Source organism: Delftia sp. NA_296.1 (assembly GCF_052692095.1).
In genome coordinates this window covers 651,942-671,312 of sequence record NZ_JBQZGF010000002.1, presented here as the reverse complement: position 1 = coordinate 671,312, position 19,371 = coordinate 651,942, and the positions used below count along the sequence as shown (strand labels likewise).

Below are 19,371 nucleotides of genomic sequence, written 5' to 3'. Positions count from 1 at the left end.
CCTGTCTCAACCCGGCAACTGCATCCGGACGGCCTGGGCGAAGGACTCCACGGTCCAGCCCGCGCCCAGCAGCATGCGGCGCGTGGACAGGCGGTCCATGACATCGTCCGGCACATTGCGGCCCAGATGGATGAGCGACTTGCTGTCCGCAATTCCCACATATCGGCCGTCATAGCTTCGCGCCAGATGGTTCCACAGGCCGTGGGCGCCCGGCGACTGGCGTGCGCCGCTGACCAGGCAGGTGCCTTTGTCCAGCACGCTGCGATACACGGCGCTGGCAATGCCGCGCCGCTGGTAATGCGGCGCAAAGCGCGAATGCGGCGAGCGCACGCGCCGGTCGGTGCGCTTGTCCACCTCGACCAGGCGATTGAACACCGTGTAGCCGGCCAGGCAGCGCCGCTCCATGTCCTCCACGTAGGCAAACCATTCGCCGTCGGCTTCACGCCAGTGCAGCTGGAACTGCGGGTCGTGCAACGGGCGGCGCTCCAGGCCATGGAGCTTGTTGCCGGGCTGGTACAGGCGCTCGTGAATGGCTTCGAGCTCGCCCTCCACCAGCGGCTGCATCACGTCGATGCGCAGTTCGGTGACGTGGCGTGGCGCGCAGCGGGGCAGGGCGCGATGCGCCAAGGTATCGCTCAGATGGCGCAGATGGCGCAAGAGCGTGGAAAAAGAGGGGGCGGCAAAAGAGTGCCCGGCTGGGGCAAGGGCTAGACAGGTCACGGCAGGGCTCGCTTCGTCGGCTGGCCTTGTGGCCGGGCAGACGCGTGAAAATCCAACCGCCTTCAGGCTTCAGGGTGAAGGCGGCGCAAGAAGAGCGGATTCAGTGAAGCGACGCTGCCCGGTTCCGCGCAGGGCAGCGCATCAAGACCGTGCGGCCTGTCGGGGGCCGATGTTCAGCCGTGCTGCGTCACGCTCGCGCAGGCGCGTGGCCGTGGCGGGCCAGGCCTTGCCGGCCGGCACGCGCGTCTCGCCCGCATCACGTGCCGTGAGGCGCAAGCAAAGGCGGAGGTGGCTGTGGCGGTAAGCGGCGGTCTGCAGCATGGCGGCCGATGTTAGGCCGTCTGCAACATCGCACTGGTCCGGTGCGGTATCCGGCAGATCAGCCGGCAATCAACCAGCAATCAGCCAGAGTCACGCGATGTGTCCGTGCGCTCGGCCGCACGCTCTGCATAGCGGGTGAAACGCCAGGAGTCGCCCTCTGCCGTGATCCTGCGCCAGACCATCCGCTTTTGTGCCGGCTCCATCGCGGTCCACAGCTGCACTTCGTCAAAGCTGCGGCCGCAGCCCTTGCATCTTTCGTCGCCCTGGCTGGTGGAGCAGATGGCGATGCAGGGCGTATCGGGCGTGGTGTCGTACCAGGCCAGCCAGGCCGCCATGGCGTGCGAGGGAAAGCCCTCAACCTGTACTTCGCTCTCATGCCAGAAGATCATCAGCGCGTACACCTCGGCCAGGGCTCGTACTTCGGGCTGCAGCAGCACGCCGTCCGGGGACGGATGGCGCTCGCGCCAGTAGTTGATGGCGGCTTCGATGTCGGTGATGTGCAGTGCGGTCATGGACGGTCAGGGGCAAGGGACAGCGATGATAAGACGCCTGCCCGCGCATGGCCGGGCATGGCTGCAACACTCCGTTGGTTCAAGGGTTGCTATGGATAGTGAAGCATTTGAGGTAGGCAGATAAATGGTCTGGGGGATGCGCGACTTGTGCTTTCCGTGGAAATGAAGGGTTTTTTCACTTGCGTGCCGTGGCGGCTTTGTGTTGCAATCCACAGGTTCGAAGGGGAGTAGCTCTCTGCCGGCGGAGGTGGTTTTTGCAAAGCCACGGTGCCGGCATCGGAATGGTCGTCAATACGAAGCGCAAGCTTCCGGCCTTCCGGGTTGCGGTGTATACCGCAGCCGAGCAAGACCTTTGATGGACCTGATGACGGTCGATCAATGTGTTCTCCCCTGAGCCAGGCATGTCCTTGCCCGGGTAGGCGCTGCGGCGTTGCATCGGTCTTTCTGTGCCGGTGGGTGTTTCTCCAGGAGGGAGGAGTTCTCGCCGGCCTTACTCAACAGCGAGGACCTTATGGACTTGGACTTTCTGACTCACGCCCCGTTCTGGGTGGCCCTGGGCCAAATCATCATCATCGACATCCTGCTGGGCGGCGACAACGCGGTCGTGATCGCGCTGGCCTGCCGCAAGCTGCCGCCCGAGCAACGCAAGAAGGGCATCATCTGGGGCACGGCGGGTGCCATCATCCTGCGCGTCATCCTGATCGCCTTCGCGATGACATTGCTGGCGCTGCCCTTCCTGAAGTTCGTCGGCGCACTGCTGCTGGTGTGGATCGGCATCAAGCTGATTGCCCCTGATGAAGACGGCCACGACAACATCCAGGGCAGCGACAAGCTGCTGGCTGCCATCAAGACCATCATCGTTGCCGACTTGGTGATGAGCGTGGACAACGTGATCGCCATTGCCGGCGCCGCCCAGAGCTCGGGCGAGCACCAGATGCTGCTGGTCGTGCTGGGCCTGTTGATCTCCATCCCCATCATCGTCTGGGGCTCGCAGCTCGTGATCAAGCTGATGGAGCGCTTCCCCATCATCATCGTGGCCGGCGGCATGCTGCTGGGCTGGATTGCCGGCGGCATGCTGGTCACCGACCCCGTCTTCGCCAATACGGAGAAGTGGGACTGGATGGTCAAGTTGCCCCAGACCGACATGCTCAAGTACGGTGCCAGCGTGTTCGGAGCCCTGCTGGTGCTGGCACTGGGCAAGTACATCGCTTCGCGCCGTCCTGCTCCCAAGGCCGGTGCCCACGGAGCCTGATCCGCTGAAAAGTTGAGGTGGGCGCCGGGTTGGCCCGATGGGCCGCCCGCGCCGATTCGCGACAATCCATGGCAAGGGCGGCCCCGGCCGCCTGCCTCTCCCACTCCCGCAAACCCAGTTCGACAAGGACTTGCTTTGAACCCCATCATCGTCTACGTGGATGACGCTTCCTACGCTCTGCCTCTGGTACAGGCCCTGGCCGCCTCGCCGCAGGCACAGTCCTCGCACTGGCTGCTGGTGGCCTGCGCGCCGCGCATTACCCACCGGGTCAGCAAATGGGTGAGCCACAGCGCGCGCGAAAGCTGGCGCGGCAAGTGGGCGGACAAGCTGTTCGCCCAATTGCTGCCGGTGTTCGGTGACAGCGCTGGCAGGATCACGCCAGTGCTGGCCAAGGGCCCGCTGGCCGAACTGGTGGCCCAGCTCCAGCAGGAGCACGGCACGGCCCAGATCGTCGATGCACGCCGCCCCAAGCAGGAAGCTACGGCTCCCGCCGTGGCGCCTGCCGCCCCGCTGGGCCGGCGCTGGAATCTTCCGGGAACGCTGGCGGCCATCGGCGCGCTGATGGGCCTGGTGTTCGAGGAAGCGATGATCTAAAGGCTGGCATCTGCCTGGCCGCTCTGGTCAGGCGATCACTTTCAGGACGGCATCCCGGAAACGGGATGCCGTTTTTCATGGGGTTCTCCCGTCCACGGTTTCCAGTGCGCGGCCTCAACCTGGATCTGCCGGCTGCTGCTATGCTGCCCGCATGAAAATCCTGATCAAATGGCTGCTCAGCGCCGGTGCCCTGCTGGTCGTGGCCTATCTCTACGGCGGCGTGCAGGTCAACAGCTTCAGCTCGGCCATGATCGCGGCGCTGGTCATCGGCCTGCTCAATGCGGTGCTGCGCCCCATCCTCGTGGTGCTGACGCTGCCCGTGACCATCGTGACGGTCGGGCTGTTTCTCTTCGTGGTCAACGGACTGATGTTCTGGGCAGCCTCGGGCCTGCTCAGCGGCTTTCACGTCGCGGGCTTCTGGGCGGCCATGCTGGGCGCGCTCATCTACTCGCTGCTGGGCCTGGCCATCGAATCACTTCTCGCGCGCCTGTTCCCTTAGCAGCTCTTCCACGGCACGCAGCCGCGTGTCCACGATGGAGGCTTCGATGAAATCCACCTTGGGCCCACCCTTGCGGGCCAGGTCCTGCGCAGCCTTGAAACGGTCCACTGCCGCCGCGTAGTCGTAGTGCGCGACCTGGGCCTCGGCCTCGGCGCGCAGCGCGCGCAACTCCTGGCCCTGGGCTCGCTGCACCTGGGCCAGCAACTGCCAGGCGCTGGCATCACGCGGGTGGTCCGTCACCCAGGTCTGCAGCGGGCCCGCCATGCTGGCAGCGCCTTGCTCGCGCAGCAGTATCTGGGTGCGCATCAGCAGCTCGGGCCGGCGCACCGCGCGGCTTTCGACCACATTGACGGTGGCCAGACTGGGGCCGCTTTCCGTTGTCTTGGCGGGGATGGATTCCGTGGGATTGGGCTGGGCAGGCGCAGCTGCCGGCAGATAGAGCGGTGGCAACGCCTGCAACGCGGCGCCGGGCTTGCCGGCCGTCAGCTCCAGTTCGGCCTGCAGCAGCCTGGCCTGCCGCTGGGCGCCGGCATCTGCGGCGGTTGCCACTTGAAGCCGCCCGGACATTTCCCGCGCTTCGGCCCAATCACGCAATTGCACGGCGCTCAGCGTGGCGGCATATAGCTGCGCCACCTGCTGGGTTTGGGTTTGGCTGCCAAAGCTGGTGGAGCGCGGCTGCTCGGCCCACTGGCGCAGCACATCCACGCCGGGGCGCGACAGCACGCGGGCCCGTGCGGCCATCATCACGTGTTCCAGAGATGGTGCTGGCGCAGGCGCAACGCCACGCGGCAGGCGCGAATGCATGTCGGCCATGCGTTCCGTGGTCAGCGGATGGCTGCGCAGATAGGGCCAGCTGCCGTTGTCATTCAGGCGGTTGGCCTGCTGCAGCTTGTCGAACATGGTCACAAAGCCCTGCGGCGCGAACCCTGCAGGCGCCATCAGCCCGTAGCCCATGCGGTCGGCCTCGCGCTCCATGTCGCGAGAGAAATTGAGCTGGTTCTGCACGGCCAGCGCCTGGCCACCCATCATCATGGCCATGGCAGCATCGGGGCTGCGGCTGGCAGCAAGCGCGCCCAGAATCATCGAGCCTATCATCAGCGGCGTCTGCTTGCCCTGTTGGGCAATGAGTCGCGCGATATGGCGCTGGGTGACGTGGCTCAGCTCGTGTGCCAGCACCGATGCCAGCTCGTCGCGCGTGCTGACCACGCCGATCAGGCCCAGGTGCACCCCCAGATAGCCGCCGGGCAGCGCAAAGGCGTTGACCGATCGGTCCCGCCCCAGCAGGATCTCCCAGGCAAAGCGCTCTTCCAGCTCATCCGACAGCTCGCCACGCGTGCGTGCCGCATCGACCAGATGCTGCCAGATGCCTTCCACATACTCCTGCAGTACCGCATCGTCGATGTAGTCCGGATCGCGGTACAGCGAGCGGATGATGCGGTCACCCAACCGCCGCTCGTCACTGGTCGTCGTGGCCGCGCCGTCGCCCAGCGTGGGCAGGCGCAACTGGGCCTGTGCGGGGGCATGCGTTGCGATGGTGAGAGAGGCCGCCAGCAACTGCAGGCCGACGGCGATATGTGTCTTCAGGCGTGATGGGCGCATGGGCAGGTAAGAACCAAGGGGCCGGGCCCGTGCATAGGCACGGGGCGGTGAAACACCCCACTATGATGCCTCGGTTCGCCAAACGTTCATGGCAGGACTGACCAGCGTGTCAGGACTGCCGTAGACCGGCCAGTGCATTTTTTGGAGTTGCCATGTCTTCCCTCACCCATTTCGACGCCCAGGGCCAGGCCCACATGGTCGACGTCGGCGCCAAGCCGGCAACCCACCGCATCGCGGTCGCCGAAGGCCGCATCACCATGCAGCCCGCCACCCTGGCCATCATCCAGAGCGGCACCGCCAAGAAGGGTGACGTACTGGGCATTGCGCGCATCGCCGGCATCATGGCCGCCAAGAAAACCAGTGACCTGATACCGCTGTGCCATCCGCTGGCGTTGACGCGGGTGGCTGTGGAGTTTGATCCGTTGCCCGAAACGTCGTCCGTCCGCTGTCTTGCCACCGTCGAGACCGTTGGTCCGACCGGGGTGGAGATGGAGGCGCTCACAGCCGTGCAGGCGGCCCTGCTCACGGTCTATGACATGTGCAAGGCGGTGGACAAGGGCATGGTGATGGAGGGAATCAGGGTGCTGGAGAAGCACGGAGGCAAGACGGGGAGCTTTGTGGCGCAGTAGCGTCTGTCGTGCGATTGCCGGTACCAGAGCAAGAAAGGCCGGTTCACAATAACTGCTGGAAGGTCGCGGGATGTCCGTGACAGAGAACGACAAGAAATCAGAGGGAAACACCATGCATGCTGGCAACCCGGGGGCCCTTACGCGCCTCAAGGAAAAAATCTCCCATGGCTCCGTGCGCGTGGGTATCTACGGTCTGGGCTATGTGGGCTTGCCTCTGGCCCTTCGCTTCGCCGAGGTCGGCATCAAGGTAGTGGGCTTTGATATTGACGAGGCCAAGGTCCGTACGCTGGGCGAAAGCGGCAGCTATATAGAGCGAATCACTCCCGAGCAGATCAGACGTGCGTTGGAACAGGGATTCGAGGCCACCACTGACTTTGCACGGACAGAAGCAATAGATGCCCTGATCATCTGCGTACCCACGCCCCTGAATATTCACCGCGAGCCCGACCTGAGCTTCATCATCAACACGGTGGAGGCGGCGCTGCCTCACATGCGCGAAGGTCAATTGCTGAGCCTGGAGAGCACAACCTGGCCCGGCACGACGGACGAAGTGCTGGCACCGCGCCTGCGCAGCCGTGGACTGGAGCCTGGCTCCAATTGCGCTCTGGTGTTCTCCCCGGAGCGCGAAGATCCTGGCAATCCGCATTACGGCACCAAGGACATCCCCAAGGTGATCGGAGGGTGCACTGCCAGCTGCCTGGAACTGGGCATGGCGCTGTACCAACATGCCATCCAGACCATGGTGCCCGTCAGCAGTACCAAGGCGGCTGAAATGACCAAGCTGCTGGAGAACATCCACCGCAGCGTCAACATCGGCTTGGTGAACGAGATGAAGATCGTGGCCGACAAGATGGGCATCAACATCCATGAAGTCATCGACGCTGCGGCGACCAAGCCCTTCGGCTTTGTTCCCTATCGACCCGGTCCCGGCCTCGGCGGCCACTGCATTCCCATCGACCCCTTCTACCTGACATGGAAGGCGCGTGAATATGGCGTAAATACGCGCTTCATCGAACTGGCTGGTGAAATCAACCACTATATGCCGCACTGGGTGGTGGGCAAGGTCGCCGATGCACTTAATGAGCGAGGCAAGGCCGTCAAAGGGAGCCGTATATTGGTGCTGGGGCTGGCCTACAAGAAGAATATTGACGATACGAGGGAATCGCCCGCTGTGGAGATCATGGACTTGCTACAGGCCAAGGGCGCGAATGTTGAATACAGTGATCCGCACGTGCCGGTGTTTCCAATCAAGCGTAACTACTATTTTGATTTGCGTTCTATATCTTTGAATGAGGAATCCGTGGCGAGCTATGACTGTGTGTTGCTGGCCACAGATCATGATGGGTTTGACTACTCTCTTCTGGAGAGGAATGCGAAGATATTTGTGGATACACGTGGCCGCTTAAAAAGCAGCAGAAATATTATTCTTGCCTAGTGAAAAATGCATGATCATGGCGCCTCTCAGCAGCACCAAGGCAGCTGAAATGAATAAGCTGCCGGAGAGCATTCACCTCAGTGTCGCCATTGGACTGGTCCCACGAGATGAAGATCGCGGTTGACAAGACGTGCATCAATTTATTTTAAATGCGTACCGCTGGCGCTCGGAGCTGTGGATAGTTTCGAGAGTGTAGAGCGGTCTATCGATTATGATGAATTTTATTATTTATATAAAATCAAGGCGCAGATTTAAAATTATCTTATCTAATAGATAAATAAAAATTTTAGAAATAAAGTTGCGAAGACTTTAGATGGTTTGTAAAAGCAATCTGAACATAAAAGACTTGCTGCGGGGGTCGCCAAGGGGTAAATATAGATGTCATCAGTGTCTTCTTCCAATCGTCGCCCACGCGTACTGGTCGTTACTCGCAATTTGCCCCCGCTGGTAGGCGGGATGGAACGGTTAAATTGGCATATGGCGGAGGAACTTTCGCGTCTTGCCGAAGTGCATATCATCGGGCCCGAAGGCTCTGCGGCTCAAGGTCCTAAGGGGGTTACGTTCACAGAAGTGGCATTGCATCCATTATGGAAGTTTTTGTTTTTATCTGCCACGAATGCAGTACGAATAGCCAAAGAATGGCGACCCGACCTGGTTTTGGCGGGAAGTGGACTCACAGCACCTGCAGCGTATTTTGGGGCTAAAGTGGCCAAAGCCCGTTGTACAGCCTATGTTCATGGTCTAGATATTACGGTAAAGCATCCTATCTATCAATACGCTTGGCTTCCATTCATTAGGCGTATGGATACGATTATAGTCAATAGCTCTGTTACTCGAAGATTGGCAATTGCTGCAAATGTCACAGAGGATAGAATTCATACCGTATACCCTGGAGTTAGCTTACCTGCGCAACCTGCTTCTCTGGAAGCAAAGCAGCACTTCTTGGGGAAGTATGGGCTAGAAGGGAAAAGTTTGCTGATTTCTGTTGGGAGGCTCACGTCCCGGAAAGGATTGAGAGAGTTTGTTCAAAATTCTTTGCCTGGCATTGTGTATGCCCACCCTCATGCAGTTTTGGTGATTATTGGTGAATCGCCTTCAAATGCACTTGGCGCAGATTTGCAGTCGCCGCAGAGTATTATGGATACTGCGCGAGCAGGAAAAGTTGAAAAAAATATTCGATTATTAGGTTCGGTGAGTGAGGCGGAGTTGGCGACCGCATTTGAGTGTGCTTCATTACATATATTTCCAATAAGAAATATTCCAAATGATCCAGAGGGCTTTGGTATGGTGGCTATTGAGGCTGCAGCTCATGGGGTTCCGACAGTCGCATTCGCCAACGGAGGTGTGATAGATGCCGTTGCTGTAGGTCGGTCCGGTGAACTTTTGCCGCCTGATGACTATGAAGGAATGGCAAGGACAGTATTGAATATATTGAGGCGATCCCCCGAAAATAAATCTTGGCGCGAGGGATGTATAAGCTTTGCGCGCCAATTTGAGTGGACAGAGTTTGGAGTAAAAATGAATGCCGCATTGAGAATCGATGATTTATCAGTAAGACTGAAAGATAAGAAAGCTATGGATAACATCTAATAGTATGTCATAGATGTGATGCCATGTTGCGAATAATGGTGGCTATTAATCCATTTTGGAAATTTCTGGATGTGATTCATGGGGTGACGTAACCTTCAGGGTATGTAAAGTGCTTGAAAATTTCACTGCATTTTCTGTTTATATCGATAACCTCCTAGAGTGTGGTTTTGACGACATGGAGCGTATTTCAGAATCATGAAGAAAGAGCCCGCTGTTTGGCTGCCTACCGTACGTGCAGGAACGGGTACTGATGTATTTACTGAAGTGCTTGCGAAAGGCCTGCGGGAAAATGGTTTGCGCGCGGAGATTACTTGGCTGCCACTGCGAGCAGAATATGCCCCTTGGTCTGTAAAGATTCCTCGACCGCCAGACTGGGCGAATATTGCTCATGTCAATACTTGGTTGCATCCTCGGTTTCTTCCGAAGCATCTTCCGGTGGTTGCGACATTGCATCATTCCATTCATCATCCTGATGCAGTCCGTTATAAAGGAAATCTGCGATCCTTTTATCATCGACATTGGATTGAGAAGATTGAAAGAGCTAACATGGGTGCTGCAAATCAAGTGGTGGCTGTCAGCAGATTTGCTGCGGATGCAGCAGTTGCTACGTTGCTGAAGTCTCCTATGCATGTCATTCACAACGGTGTAGACACGTCCCTGTTCATTCCAGGTGTGCAGCGAAGTGGATGCAGGCCCTTCAGGCTGCTGTACATTGGAAGTTGGAAATTGCTCAAGGGTGTGGATTTGCTGGAACCCATCATGAGAATTCTGGGTGAAGATTATGAATTAGCATTTACCGGCGGGCTTGCCTCGATGTCCGAAAAGAGGCAACTATGTCCCAATATGCACGATATAGGTCGTCTCCACGATGCTAAGGAGGTCGTATTGGCTATGCAGCAGGCTGATGCCTTGCTGTTTCCTTCCCGAAGTGAGGGACTGCCTTTGTCTGTATTGGAGGCTATGGCCTGTGGATTGCCAGTAGTAGCGGCGTGTGGCTCATCGCTAAAAGAGTTGGTGAAACATGAGGAAACAGGTCTGCTCGCTGCCATGGACGATATCCAAGGATTTGTTGATAGTATCCGTAAAATTGCCTCGCAATCAGAAATGTATTCCAGATTCTCTGTAAACTCGAGAAAAGTCGCGGTTGAAAAATTTTCTGTTCAGAAGATGCTTAATAAATACATTGCTCTATACAGAGAGGTTTTGAAATAAAAGGTGGTGTTAAATGAAGGCAGTAATTTTGGCTGGAGGGCTGGGTACCCGCATAAGCGAAGAAACAGGTGTTCGTCCAAAACCCATGATTGAGATTGGAGGTCGGCCGGTTCTTTGGCACATCATGAAAATATATGCCTCACATGGCATCAATGATTTCGTGATTTGTTGTGGATATAAGGGATACTTGATCAAGGAGTATTTTGCCAACTATTTTCTTCACATGTCGGATGTGACGTTCGACATGGAGCACAACCGAATGGAAGTGCATTCACGACACGCCGAGCCGTGGCGCGTTACGTTGGTGGATACAGGAGAACATACCCAGACTGGTGGGCGCCTCAAGCGCGTCGCGTCTTATCTGCAGGGGGAGCGGTTTTGCTTTACTTATGGAGATGGTGTTGCCAACGTCGACATCAGAGCGCAAATCACCTTCCATGACAGCAGCCGCACGTTGGCCACGGTCTGTGCCGTTCAGCCGCCCGGCCGCTTTGGAGCGCTGGATCTGGATGGGCAGCGTATCACCAGCTTCACGGAGAAGCCGCAAGGCGATGGCACATGGGTCAATGGCGGCTTCTTTGTACTGGAGCCCCAGGTACTTGACTACATTGCCGGCGATGATGACATCTGGGAACGAGGGCCACTGGAGCGCCTCGCCCAGGAAGGCCAGCTATCGGCTTACCGTCATGCCGGTTTCTGGCAGCCGATGGACACGCTGCGTGACAAGATCAAGCTGGAGCAACTTTGGGAAACGGGAGCACCCCCATGGAAAACTTGGCGATGATCCCGTGCGTCGATTTCTGGCGTGGCAAGCGTGTGCTGCTGACGGGTCATACCGGCTTCAAAGGAGCGTGGCTGGCATTGTGGCTGCAGCGTCTGGGTGCCCATGTCACAGGCGTATCGCTGCCTGCTGCAACAACCCCTGCGCTCTACAACCTGGCAGGGGTGGAGCAAGGCATGGCAGAGAGCCATTTATGCGACATCCGCGATGCCCAGGCCTTGGCCGATGTCGTACGCGGTGCCCGGCCTGAAATTGTGCTCCATCTGGCCGCCCAGGCCTTGGTTCGGCCTGGTTACGTTGCACCCGTGGATACATTCGCTACCAATGTCATGGGCTCCGTTCATTTACTTGAAGCCGTGCGAACCTCAGGCTGCGTGCGCGTTGTTGTAGTGGTGACGACGGACAAGGTATACCGTAACCGGGAATGGGCCTATCCCTATCGTGAAGAGGACGCATTGGGTGGTCATGATCCGTACAGTGCAAGCAAAGCGGCTGCAGAATTGGTGGTTGCCAGTTATCGACAGGCTTTTCTGTCGGATCTGGGGATTGCCGTTGCCACCGCTCGTGCGGGCAACGTGATTGGTGGGGGGGATTGGGCAGCAGACCGATTATTGCCCGACGCTGTACGTGCCTGGGAGGCGGGGCAGCCATTGATGATCCGACGGCCCCGGGCCACGCGACCATGGCAGCATGTACTCGAGCCTTTGGCCGCCTATCTTTGCCTGGCCCAGGTCCTATGGCGCGATGGCGCCCTCGCCGGAGCCTACAATTTCGGCCCCTCACCTCAGGATGCAGCCTCTGTCCGGGCGGTCGTGGAGATTGCCCGTAGTACCTATCCATCAGCTGCGGTCTCTTATGGGGACGAGACCTCGGGGCCCCATGAAGCGGGTCTTCTGGCATTGGAGACGGCGCTTGCGCGTGAGTGTCTCGGTATTGTGCCTCGGTGGCAGCTGAAGGCTTCCATACTGCGTACCATGTGCTGGTACAAGGCGTTGAGTACGGGAGCATGTGCGCGCGCATTATGCGATGCAGATCTCGAAGCATTCATGGCCACAGATGCCATTTCTTACCCATGACCGCCTCGCGCTTTGTTGTATCGGCTACGCCTCTTTCGGGAGTAATGCGCATCCAGCGTGAGCGTCGTGGAGATGAACGCGGATTTCTGACGCGCATGTTTTGCGGACAGGAGCTCGCCCATGCAGGCTGGACCTGGCCGATCGCTCAGATCACTCATACCCAAACTGAGAACGTTGGAACGCTGCGCGGAATGCACTGGCAGTGCGCTCCCATGGTGGAGGCCAAACTGGTGAACTGCTTGCGCGGGGCTGTGTGGGATGTGGTGGTGGACTTGCGCTGCGGTTCACCCACGTTCCTGAAGTGGCATGCAGAGTGTCTTTCCGCCGCTAATCAAGTGTCTTTGTTAATCCCCCCCGGATTTGCACATGGCTTTCAGGCGCTGGAGCAAGGCAGTGAGCTGGTCTATCTGCACTCTGTCCCACATTCTCCTGAACACGAGGCTGGGGCCGATGCCCTGGACCCGCGCCTGTCGATTGCTTGGCCGTTGCCCGTACGGGAGCGTTCGGCCCGAGATGCCAGCCACCCGCCTCTTGGCGCAGATTTTGAAGGAATTGCATTGTGAGCATGCGCTGCCGTCATTGTGACGCATTGGTTTCCCTTCCTCTGGCTGACCTGGGGACCTCACCTCCTTCCAATGCCTACCTGAGCACTGCGGCTTTGCATGAGCCTGAGCGGTGGTATCCGCTGCGTGTTCTCGTGTGCGAACGCTGCTGGCTTGTGCAGACTGAAGATTTTGCGCAGGCCCATGAACTGTTTGATGCGAACTATGCTTACTTCAGTTCTTTTTCCAGCAGTTGGCTCGACCACGCGCGCCGGTATGCGAATACCATGCGCGATCGTTTCGGCCTTGAAAAAACCAGCCACGTGGTGGAGATTGCATCCAACGACGGCTATCTGCTCCAGTATGTGGCAGAACTAGGGATTCCCTGTCTTGGGGTAGAGCCCACTGCGAGCACGGCAGCCGCAGCCCGAGACAAGGGCCTGCAGGTCGTGGAAAGTTTTTTTGGCCGTGAATTGGCTCTAGAGTTGCATGGGCAAGGCCATGCAGCTGATCTTATGGTCGCCAACAATGTACTGGCGCATGTGCCCGACATTAATGATTTCGTTGCCGGCTTCTCTATATTGCTCAAACCGGCAGGTGTCGCGACTTTTGAATTTCCACACGTGCTGCAGCTCGTCCAACAAGCTCAGTTCGATACACTGTATCACGAGCATTTTTCCTATCTTTCGCTCACTGCAGTGCAGCGCATTTTTGTGGAAAATGGCCTGCAGATATTTGACGTGCAGGAGCTATTTACCCATGGCGGCAGTCTCCGTATTTTTGCGCAGAGAAGTGATTCTCCCACTCCATTCAAAACGGAAGCTGCAGTCTCTTTTGTGCAAGAACGAGAAGATCTGGCAGGTATACGTAGCTCGGATTTTTATAGAAATTTCCAGGCCCAAGCTCTTCGTATAAAAGATGAATTGCTTACATTCTTGTTGCAAGCAAAATTCAATGGTCAGAAGGTGGTTGCATATGGAGCTGCGGCAAAGGGTAATACCTTGCTGAATTTTGCAGGTGTGCGCGCAGATATGTTGGCCTATGTAGTAGATAAGAATCCATCAAAGCAAGGTTTCTATATGCCTGGCAGTCGAATTCCTATTGTGGATGAGTCGCGATTGCGAGAGGATCGCCCAGATATAGTGATCATTCTGCCTTGGAATTTGAAAGATGAAATAGTGACTCAGCTTGACTATGTACGGGAATGGGGTGGTCGCTTTGCTGTTGCTGTGCCTGCTTTGAAAATCCTCGAAAACATGCCGATATGAGAGTTCTGATAACTGGGGCCAGCGGATTTATTGGCCGGCATGTTTTGCGTGAGCTGCAGCATCGTGGGATAGATACGATTGTTGTGGGGCGCACCTGTCCTGACGGCGCTGATTGCTTCCATCATGTAGATCTGTTGGCAGAAAATGACTGGAAGAAAATATTCTCGGAAAATGAGATAACCCATTTCATTCATCTGGCTTGGTATGTCGAACATTCGAAATTCTGGACGTCGCCAGAAAACTGGAGATGGGTTGATGCTACTACCAAGATGGTAGAGGCATTTTGTGTTTCTGGTGGAAAGAAAATAATTTTTTCTGGCACATGTGCAGAGTATGACTGGAGTTCTGGTTATTGCAGGGAAGCTGCGACACCTCTTGAACCTTCAACCACCTATGGAGTGGCAAAAGATGTCACGAGGCGAATTGCCGAGAAGATATGCTTTGAATATGGGGTTTCATGTGTCTGGGGACGCATATTTTATCCGTTTGGTATAGGCGAAAGACCAGAGCGTCTTATTCCCTCGTTGATTGATGTGTTCCAAGGGCGGCGTGAGGCCTTTGAGATCAAAGCAAAAGCGTACAGGGATTTACTTCATGTCTCTGATGTTGCTAGTGCAATGGTCACTCTGCTTGGGCAGGATTTTTCAGGAGCATACAATATTTGTTCAGGAAGCCCTGTGGCGCTGGAAGATGTTGTGGTCGAGTTGGCAAAAATACTCAATGCGAATCCGGATTGCATGCTCGATTTGCAGGAAAAAGATCTGCCAACGGTTGACTTGCTCATTGGCTGCAATAGGCGTTTGTTGGCGACCGGTTGGCATCCCGCGGTTGATTTGCAGCAGGGTCTGAGAGACATATGCAAAGAAAGGCAAGGCGAAAATGAATAAGGGATGCATGTTGTGTGGAAGCAGTGAGGTGATCGAATTTCTGAAAAGAACAGACGTTCCCGTGCATCAAAACATCATCTTTCCATCGAGTGAATCCGCACGCATGGGTGCTCGAGGAGATTTAGACATGTGCGTTTGCGCGTCCTGTGGCTTTGTTTTCAACCGAAGCTTTGATGAAAAATTGCTGAGTTATGGGCCAAGCTACGATAATAATCAAACATGCTCCGAGCATTTTAATTCGTACTTGGATGAAATTGTCGAAAAGTTGGTCAACGAGAATGATGTTAGAGATTCGGTTATTGTTGAAGTGGGCTGTGGTCGAGGGCAATTTCTTAAAAAGCTGATCGACTATCCTGGTGCCAATAACAAAGGCTATGGATTTGACCCAAGTTATGTGGGTCCTGATACTGACTTAGATGGCCGAATACGGTTCCGCAAATGCTTCTATGACGAAAATTGCACGGACGTGGCTGCCGACGTCATCATATGCAGACACGTGATTGAACATGTGCGAAATCCGGTCGAATTGCTGCAATCTGTGGGGAAGGCGCTTGCAGGCTCACCGAGAGCAAAAATCTTCTTCGAAACGCCATGCGTCGAGTGGATTCTTGAAAATGGAGTGCTTTGGGACTTTTTTTATGAACATTGTTCCTTGTTCACCGCAAAGTCACTGATGACGGCTTTCCAACATGTGGGATTTCATGTCGAAAGCGTTGGTAAGGTGTTCGGTGGGCAATATCTTTGGATTGAAGGTGCTGTCACAGGAGCATCGATGCCGATGGTATATTCCTCTGAGAGGATAGTGGACCTTGCAAGGAAATTTTCACTTCAGGAGAAGAATTCGATTCTGGATTTCCAGGAGAAAATAACGCGAATGAAAAGCTCTGGACCCATAGCGCTATGGGGAGCGGGTGCCAAGGGCGTTACGTTGGCTAATTTAATTGACCCTCAAAAGAAACTGATTGACTGTATCGTTGATTTGAATCCTGCTAAACAGGGTTTTTTTATTTCAGGGACAGGGCATCCCGTTGTAGGTCCTAAAAGGCTCAAGGACCGCCATGTTGCTTATGCCGTGGTGATGAATCCAAACTATATGGATGAGAATAAGAGAATTCTGACAGATGAGTGTATAGATACCAAACTGGTGTTCTTGTAAAATCTGTATTTCTGGAAAATTTTTACTTTAGAGGCGAGTGATGATGAATTCGAATGAGAAAGATATGCAGGATCTCTCTAGAGAATGGATGCATAAAAGCATTGAAGATAGATACTCCTACAATTTTTCCTGGATGGGGCGCCCAATTATTCAATACCCCCAGGATATGCTTGCCATGCAAGAAATAATTTGGAACGTGAAACCTGATTTGATTATAGAAACGGGAATAGCGCATGGAGGGTCACTGATATACTATGCTTCGTTGTGTGAACTGGTAGGACATGGTGAGGTTCTGGGGATAGATATAGATATACGTCCTCACAACAGGGTTGAGATAGAAAATCACAGTATGTTCAAGCGTATTCGGATGATAGAGGGGTCCAGCATTGACCAGCATATCGTCGATCAAGTGCGCGAGCTGGCTAAGGATAAGCGAGTTATCGTAGTGTTAGACTCCAATCATACTCACGCTCATGTGTTGGCTGAGTTACGTGCATATGCGCCACTAGTCAGTGTGGGGGGGTATTGCGTCGTTTTTGACACCGTTGTGGAAGATTTGCAACCCGGTTCCTTTCCGGATAGACCCTGGGACGTAGGAGACAATCCCAAGACTGCTGTTCAAGAATTTCTGAAGGAAAATGATAATTTCGAGATTGACCGTGATATCGAGTCCAAGATTCGGATCACAGTTGCTCCGGATGGATATTTGCGCAGAACGAAATAATATTCAAATCGAATCCGGTGACGAAACTTCATCACAATATCATTGCAAATCTGGTCGGGCAGGTCTGGACAGCGCTTCTTGGTGTCCTTTTCATGCCGGTCTATTTGAGAGTGATGGGTGGAGAAGCATATGGCCTTGTGGGTGTATACATCAGTCTTCAGGCGCTTTGGTATACCTTGGATGCAGGTATGGCCACCACCTTGAATCGTGAGTTGGCGCGGCATGATCCAGTTGAAACGTCCGCACAATCTGCACGCGATACGGTTCGCACATTGGAGTGCCTGTTTCTTCCGTTGTGCGTGCTGACCTTGATGGCGGCGCCAATCATCGGTCATCTGATTTCCACATATTGGCTCAAGCCTGTAAATATGAGCCAAAGCGAAGTATCTTATGCTATTTCGATATTGGCATTGGCCATTGCTCTGCAATGGCCTTCTTCATTTTATGCAGGAGGCTTAGCGGGGCTTGAACGCCAAATATCACAGAATGTTATACAGATAGTCTTTAGTTCGCTGCGTTGGATAGTCGTGATACCTTTGTTGATATTCACGGATTCAAGCATAGAAACTTTTGCATGGTGGCAAGTATTCATTGCCGCTCTTCAAACGTTAGTCGCGCGAGCCATATTTTTTTATAAACTGCCGATCCCTGTTCGGCATGCGCGATTTCAACGTAGCATTGCTTTCAGTATAAGGCACTTTGCACTGGGTATGCTCGGAATTGCATGCGTGTCGTTTGTTTTGGCCCAGACTGATCGCATTGTACTGGCGCGTGTTCTACCATTGGATGCATTTGGGCACTACTTTCTAGTAGCAACGGCTGCTGGAGCATTGTCGCGTGTGTTCACGCCCTTCTTCTCCGCACTTTATCCTCGCTACAGCCGCCTTGTGGCACAAGGAAATATTGAGGATTTAATAGTCCTATACCATAGAAGCAATAGAGTTCTGGCGGTGATTGTTTCCGCTTTGGCTGCCATCATGGTTCTCTACGCGGAAGGCATATTGAAGCTTTGGACGGGGGACGGATTTTTTGCAGCAAGCAATGCACAGGTCTTTGTACTTTTAGTGATCGGCTCCGCCTTGAATGGGATCATGAATCTCCCATATGCTATACAGCTGGCTTATGGATACACCAGACTATCGCTATTGCTCAATGTGTTTTCGATTATTTGGCTGGTACCAATGATCTGGTATTTGGCGGATAGATATGGCGCGCTGGGTGCGGCATGTGCGTGGCCTCTGCTGAACTTGACCTATGTCAGTCTGGGTATTTTTCTGATGCACAGGAAAATACTGAAAGGAGAGATGATGAAATGGTATGTTGCGGATATCATTTTGCCAAGTATATTTTCAGTGGTAGTTGTATGCTCCATTGGGATGATATTTCCATTATTTGCGCAATTAGTGGGCGATCCGGTTGCATTGCCGGCAATTGTTTTTGTCAGCCTGCTCTCTGTAGGATGTCTCTATTTTTTATGGCTTAAGTGGTCGACAAATAGTTGACTCATAATTTATCCAGGAGATGGCCAAAATCATCCTGCAGATGACGCCTTGAATTGATCAGTCGTTTTTCGAGATTTCGGTAGATGCGCGAAAATATTTTGTGTGCAAAATTGGAATGCTCGCAGATGATTGTCGCTGCACTGAGTATGGACGAGGTAAGGAGCTTTCCACAATCCTCCTTGAGTGCCGTGGATGCATCTTTCGCAAAATCATACCGTCTATGTACAATTGCATTAACTCCTCGGCGGAAAAGCATTCTTTCACCGCTAAGCCTGAGCATTCTTGATAGGTTATCGTGGTGTATTTTAGATGTTTCGGAATAAGATTCTAGTTTTTTGAACATCTTTTTCCACCCAGGCCAAAATGAGGAAAGTGGCTGAGAGCCACTATATGTATCTTGAGATATGAAGAAAGCGGCGCTAGGATGCTTCCTTAGGATAAGTGTGTATCGAAGGGAAAGCCTTAATAAAAACTCATAGTCCATTACGCCCAGCATGCTCGTATCTATGAATCCTGTGTCATCCAGGATTTCTCGGCGAAAAACAATGCTTGTCCATACAGGAAGTAATCCGCCAGCAATGCAATAGGCAGCCTCGGGGGGGGTATAAATGCCTTCTTTGGGCCAGCGTTGAACCCTGGCATCAATGATTTTTTTCGATTCATCAAAGTGCAATCCCAAACCCACCCAAAACATCGCCTCTGGATGATCGTTCAAGTCATCTATGGCTCGACGGTAGAAGTCCGGTAGAAGATAGTCGTCATCAGAAAGAATGGAGAAGAATGGAGTATCGACTGTGCCGACTCCATGGATGAAATTTCCCAGGGCTCCTATATTCTCGGGGTGGCAATGATAAATTATTTGAGAATATGTCTTTTGAAGTTCATTCACTACATCCTCTGTTTCATCCAAGGAGTGATTGTCGAAGACAGCTACCTTGGTAGAGATGCCCAGTTGCTGGGCCGCACTGACGATGGCGCGTTTGAGCTTACTTGGTCTTTTATAGGTGGGTATGACCGTGGTTATTTGCGGAATTGAGGGCTTGTTTTCCACGTAGGCTCCTGGACTCTGACA

At 54.5% G+C, this 19,371-nt stretch carries 20 protein-coding genes; 15 read left to right on the top strand and 5 right to left on the bottom strand.

All coding sequences use genetic code 11. The features are described 5' to 3' along the window. Positions 1 to 6: 6 nt before the first annotated feature. From ACUTR7_RS07555 to ACUTR7_RS07545, 3 genes are all read right to left on the bottom strand, one after another. Positions 7 to 720: an N-acetyltransferase gene (locus ACUTR7_RS07555; RefSeq protein ID WP_445608493.1), complete on the bottom strand. Its 714-nt coding sequence runs from the start codon at positions 718 to 720 to the stop codon at positions 7 to 9. Positions 721 to 861: 141 nt separating this feature from the next. Continuing rightward, entirely contained in the window at positions 862 to 1,041 is a 180-nt protein-coding gene (locus ACUTR7_RS07550; protein WP_013804595.1) for a hypothetical protein, read from the bottom strand. Between the two features lie 80 nt (positions 1,042 to 1,121). Further along, the gene (locus ACUTR7_RS07545) at positions 1,122 to 1,553 is read right to left on the bottom strand and encodes a DUF3717 domain-containing protein (protein ID WP_012202788.1); all 432 of its coding nucleotides are present in this window, start codon (positions 1,551 to 1,553) and stop codon (positions 1,122 to 1,124) included. Between the two features lie 511 nt (positions 1,554 to 2,064). On the opposite strand from ACUTR7_RS07545, the gene ACUTR7_RS07540 reads away from it, so the two are divergent. The 3 genes from ACUTR7_RS07540 to ACUTR7_RS07530 all read left to right on the top strand — a co-directional run bounded on the left by ACUTR7_RS07540 (position 2,065) and on the right by ACUTR7_RS07530 (position 3,898). Beyond that, positions 2,065 to 2,805, top strand: coding sequence for a TerC family protein (locus tag ACUTR7_RS07540; RefSeq protein WP_012202789.1), 741 nt, complete (start codon positions 2,065 to 2,067; stop codon positions 2,803 to 2,805). A gap of 135 nt (positions 2,806 to 2,940) precedes the next feature. Beyond that, entirely contained in the window at positions 2,941 to 3,399 is a 459-nt protein-coding gene (locus ACUTR7_RS07535) for a hypothetical protein (RefSeq protein ID WP_065347262.1), read from the top strand. Positions 3,400 to 3,550: 151 nt separating this feature from the next. After that, complete coding sequence (locus ACUTR7_RS07530; protein WP_012202791.1) at positions 3,551 to 3,898, top strand: phage holin family protein; 348 nt, start codon at positions 3,551 to 3,553, stop codon at positions 3,896 to 3,898. On the opposite strand, the gene ACUTR7_RS07525 is transcribed toward ACUTR7_RS07530, so the two are convergent. Further along, entirely contained in the window at positions 3,872 to 5,497 is a 1,626-nt protein-coding gene (locus ACUTR7_RS07525; protein ID WP_445608492.1) for a M48 family metalloprotease, read from the bottom strand. The two genes, ACUTR7_RS07530 and ACUTR7_RS07525, sit on opposite strands and share 27 nt — an antisense overlap. 152 nt (positions 5,498 to 5,649) lie before the next feature. On the opposite strand from ACUTR7_RS07525, the gene moaC reads away from it, so the two are divergent. The 12 genes from moaC to ACUTR7_RS07465 all read left to right on the top strand — a co-directional run bounded on the left by moaC (position 5,650) and on the right by ACUTR7_RS07465 (position 18,299). After that, positions 5,650 to 6,126, top strand: coding sequence for a cyclic pyranopterin monophosphate synthase MoaC (gene moaC, locus ACUTR7_RS07520; protein WP_192367450.1), 477 nt, complete (start codon positions 5,650 to 5,652; stop codon positions 6,124 to 6,126). Positions 6,127 to 6,202: 76 nt separating this feature from the next. Next, positions 6,203 to 7,561 carry a nucleotide sugar dehydrogenase gene (locus ACUTR7_RS07515; RefSeq protein WP_445608491.1) on the top strand — a complete coding sequence of 453 codons (1,359 nt, stop codon included), beginning with the start codon at positions 6,203 to 6,205 and terminating at the stop codon, positions 7,559 to 7,561. A gap of 378 nt (positions 7,562 to 7,939) precedes the next feature. Next, positions 7,940 to 9,151 carry a glycosyltransferase family 4 protein gene (locus ACUTR7_RS07510; protein WP_445608490.1) on the top strand — a complete coding sequence of 404 codons (1,212 nt, stop codon included), beginning with the start codon at positions 7,940 to 7,942 and terminating at the stop codon, positions 9,149 to 9,151. 195 nt (positions 9,152 to 9,346) lie between these two features. Then, positions 9,347 to 10,363 carry a glycosyltransferase family 4 protein gene (locus ACUTR7_RS07505; protein WP_445608489.1) on the top strand — a complete coding sequence of 339 codons (1,017 nt, stop codon included), beginning with the start codon at positions 9,347 to 9,349 and terminating at the stop codon, positions 10,361 to 10,363. A 13-nt stretch (positions 10,364 to 10,376) separates the two neighbouring features. After that, a complete protein-coding gene (gene rfbF / locus ACUTR7_RS07500; RefSeq protein WP_445608488.1) occupies positions 10,377 to 11,147 on the top strand; it encodes a glucose-1-phosphate cytidylyltransferase in 771 nt (256 codons plus the stop codon). Continuing rightward, positions 11,129 to 12,220 (top strand): CDP-glucose 4,6-dehydratase, encoded by a 1,092-nt coding sequence (gene rfbG / locus ACUTR7_RS07495; protein WP_445608487.1) that lies wholly within the window; start codon positions 11,129 to 11,131, stop codon positions 12,218 to 12,220. Before rfbF ends, rfbG begins: the two co-directional genes overlap by 19 nt. Next, positions 12,217 to 12,783 carry a dTDP-4-dehydrorhamnose 3,5-epimerase family protein gene (locus tag ACUTR7_RS07490; RefSeq protein ID WP_192367445.1) on the top strand — a complete coding sequence of 189 codons (567 nt, stop codon included), beginning with the start codon at positions 12,217 to 12,219 and terminating at the stop codon, positions 12,781 to 12,783. The genes rfbG and ACUTR7_RS07490 overlap by 4 nt, the downstream gene beginning before the upstream one ends. Positions 12,784 to 12,785: 2 nt before the next feature. After that, the gene (locus ACUTR7_RS07485; protein WP_445608515.1) at positions 12,786 to 14,030 is read left to right on the top strand and encodes a methyltransferase domain-containing protein; all 1,245 of its coding nucleotides are present in this window, start codon (positions 12,786 to 12,788) and stop codon (positions 14,028 to 14,030) included. After that, positions 14,027 to 14,917 carry an NAD-dependent epimerase/dehydratase family protein gene (locus ACUTR7_RS07480; RefSeq protein WP_445608486.1) on the top strand — a complete coding sequence of 297 codons (891 nt, stop codon included), beginning with the start codon at positions 14,027 to 14,029 and terminating at the stop codon, positions 14,915 to 14,917. Before ACUTR7_RS07485 ends, ACUTR7_RS07480 begins: the two co-directional genes overlap by 4 nt. Before the next feature lie 28 nt (positions 14,918 to 14,945). Beyond that, positions 14,946 to 16,073: a class I SAM-dependent methyltransferase gene (locus ACUTR7_RS07475; RefSeq protein ID WP_445608485.1), complete on the top strand. Its 1,128-nt coding sequence runs from the start codon at positions 14,946 to 14,948 to the stop codon at positions 16,071 to 16,073. Between the two features lie 40 nt (positions 16,074 to 16,113). Beyond that, positions 16,114 to 16,797 carry a cephalosporin hydroxylase family protein gene (locus ACUTR7_RS07470; RefSeq protein ID WP_445608484.1) on the top strand — a complete coding sequence of 228 codons (684 nt, stop codon included), beginning with the start codon at positions 16,114 to 16,116 and terminating at the stop codon, positions 16,795 to 16,797. A gap of 17 nt (positions 16,798 to 16,814) precedes the next feature. Continuing rightward, entirely contained in the window at positions 16,815 to 18,299 is a 1,485-nt protein-coding gene (locus ACUTR7_RS07465) for a lipopolysaccharide biosynthesis protein (RefSeq protein WP_445608483.1), read from the top strand. A gap of 1 nt (position 18,300) precedes the next feature. Here the strand turns inward: ACUTR7_RS07465 and ACUTR7_RS07460 are convergent, their stop codons facing one another. Continuing rightward, a complete protein-coding gene (locus ACUTR7_RS07460; protein WP_445608482.1) occupies positions 18,301 to 19,350 on the bottom strand; it encodes a glycosyltransferase family 2 protein in 1,050 nt (349 codons plus the stop codon). Positions 19,351 to 19,371 lie beyond the last annotated feature (21 nt).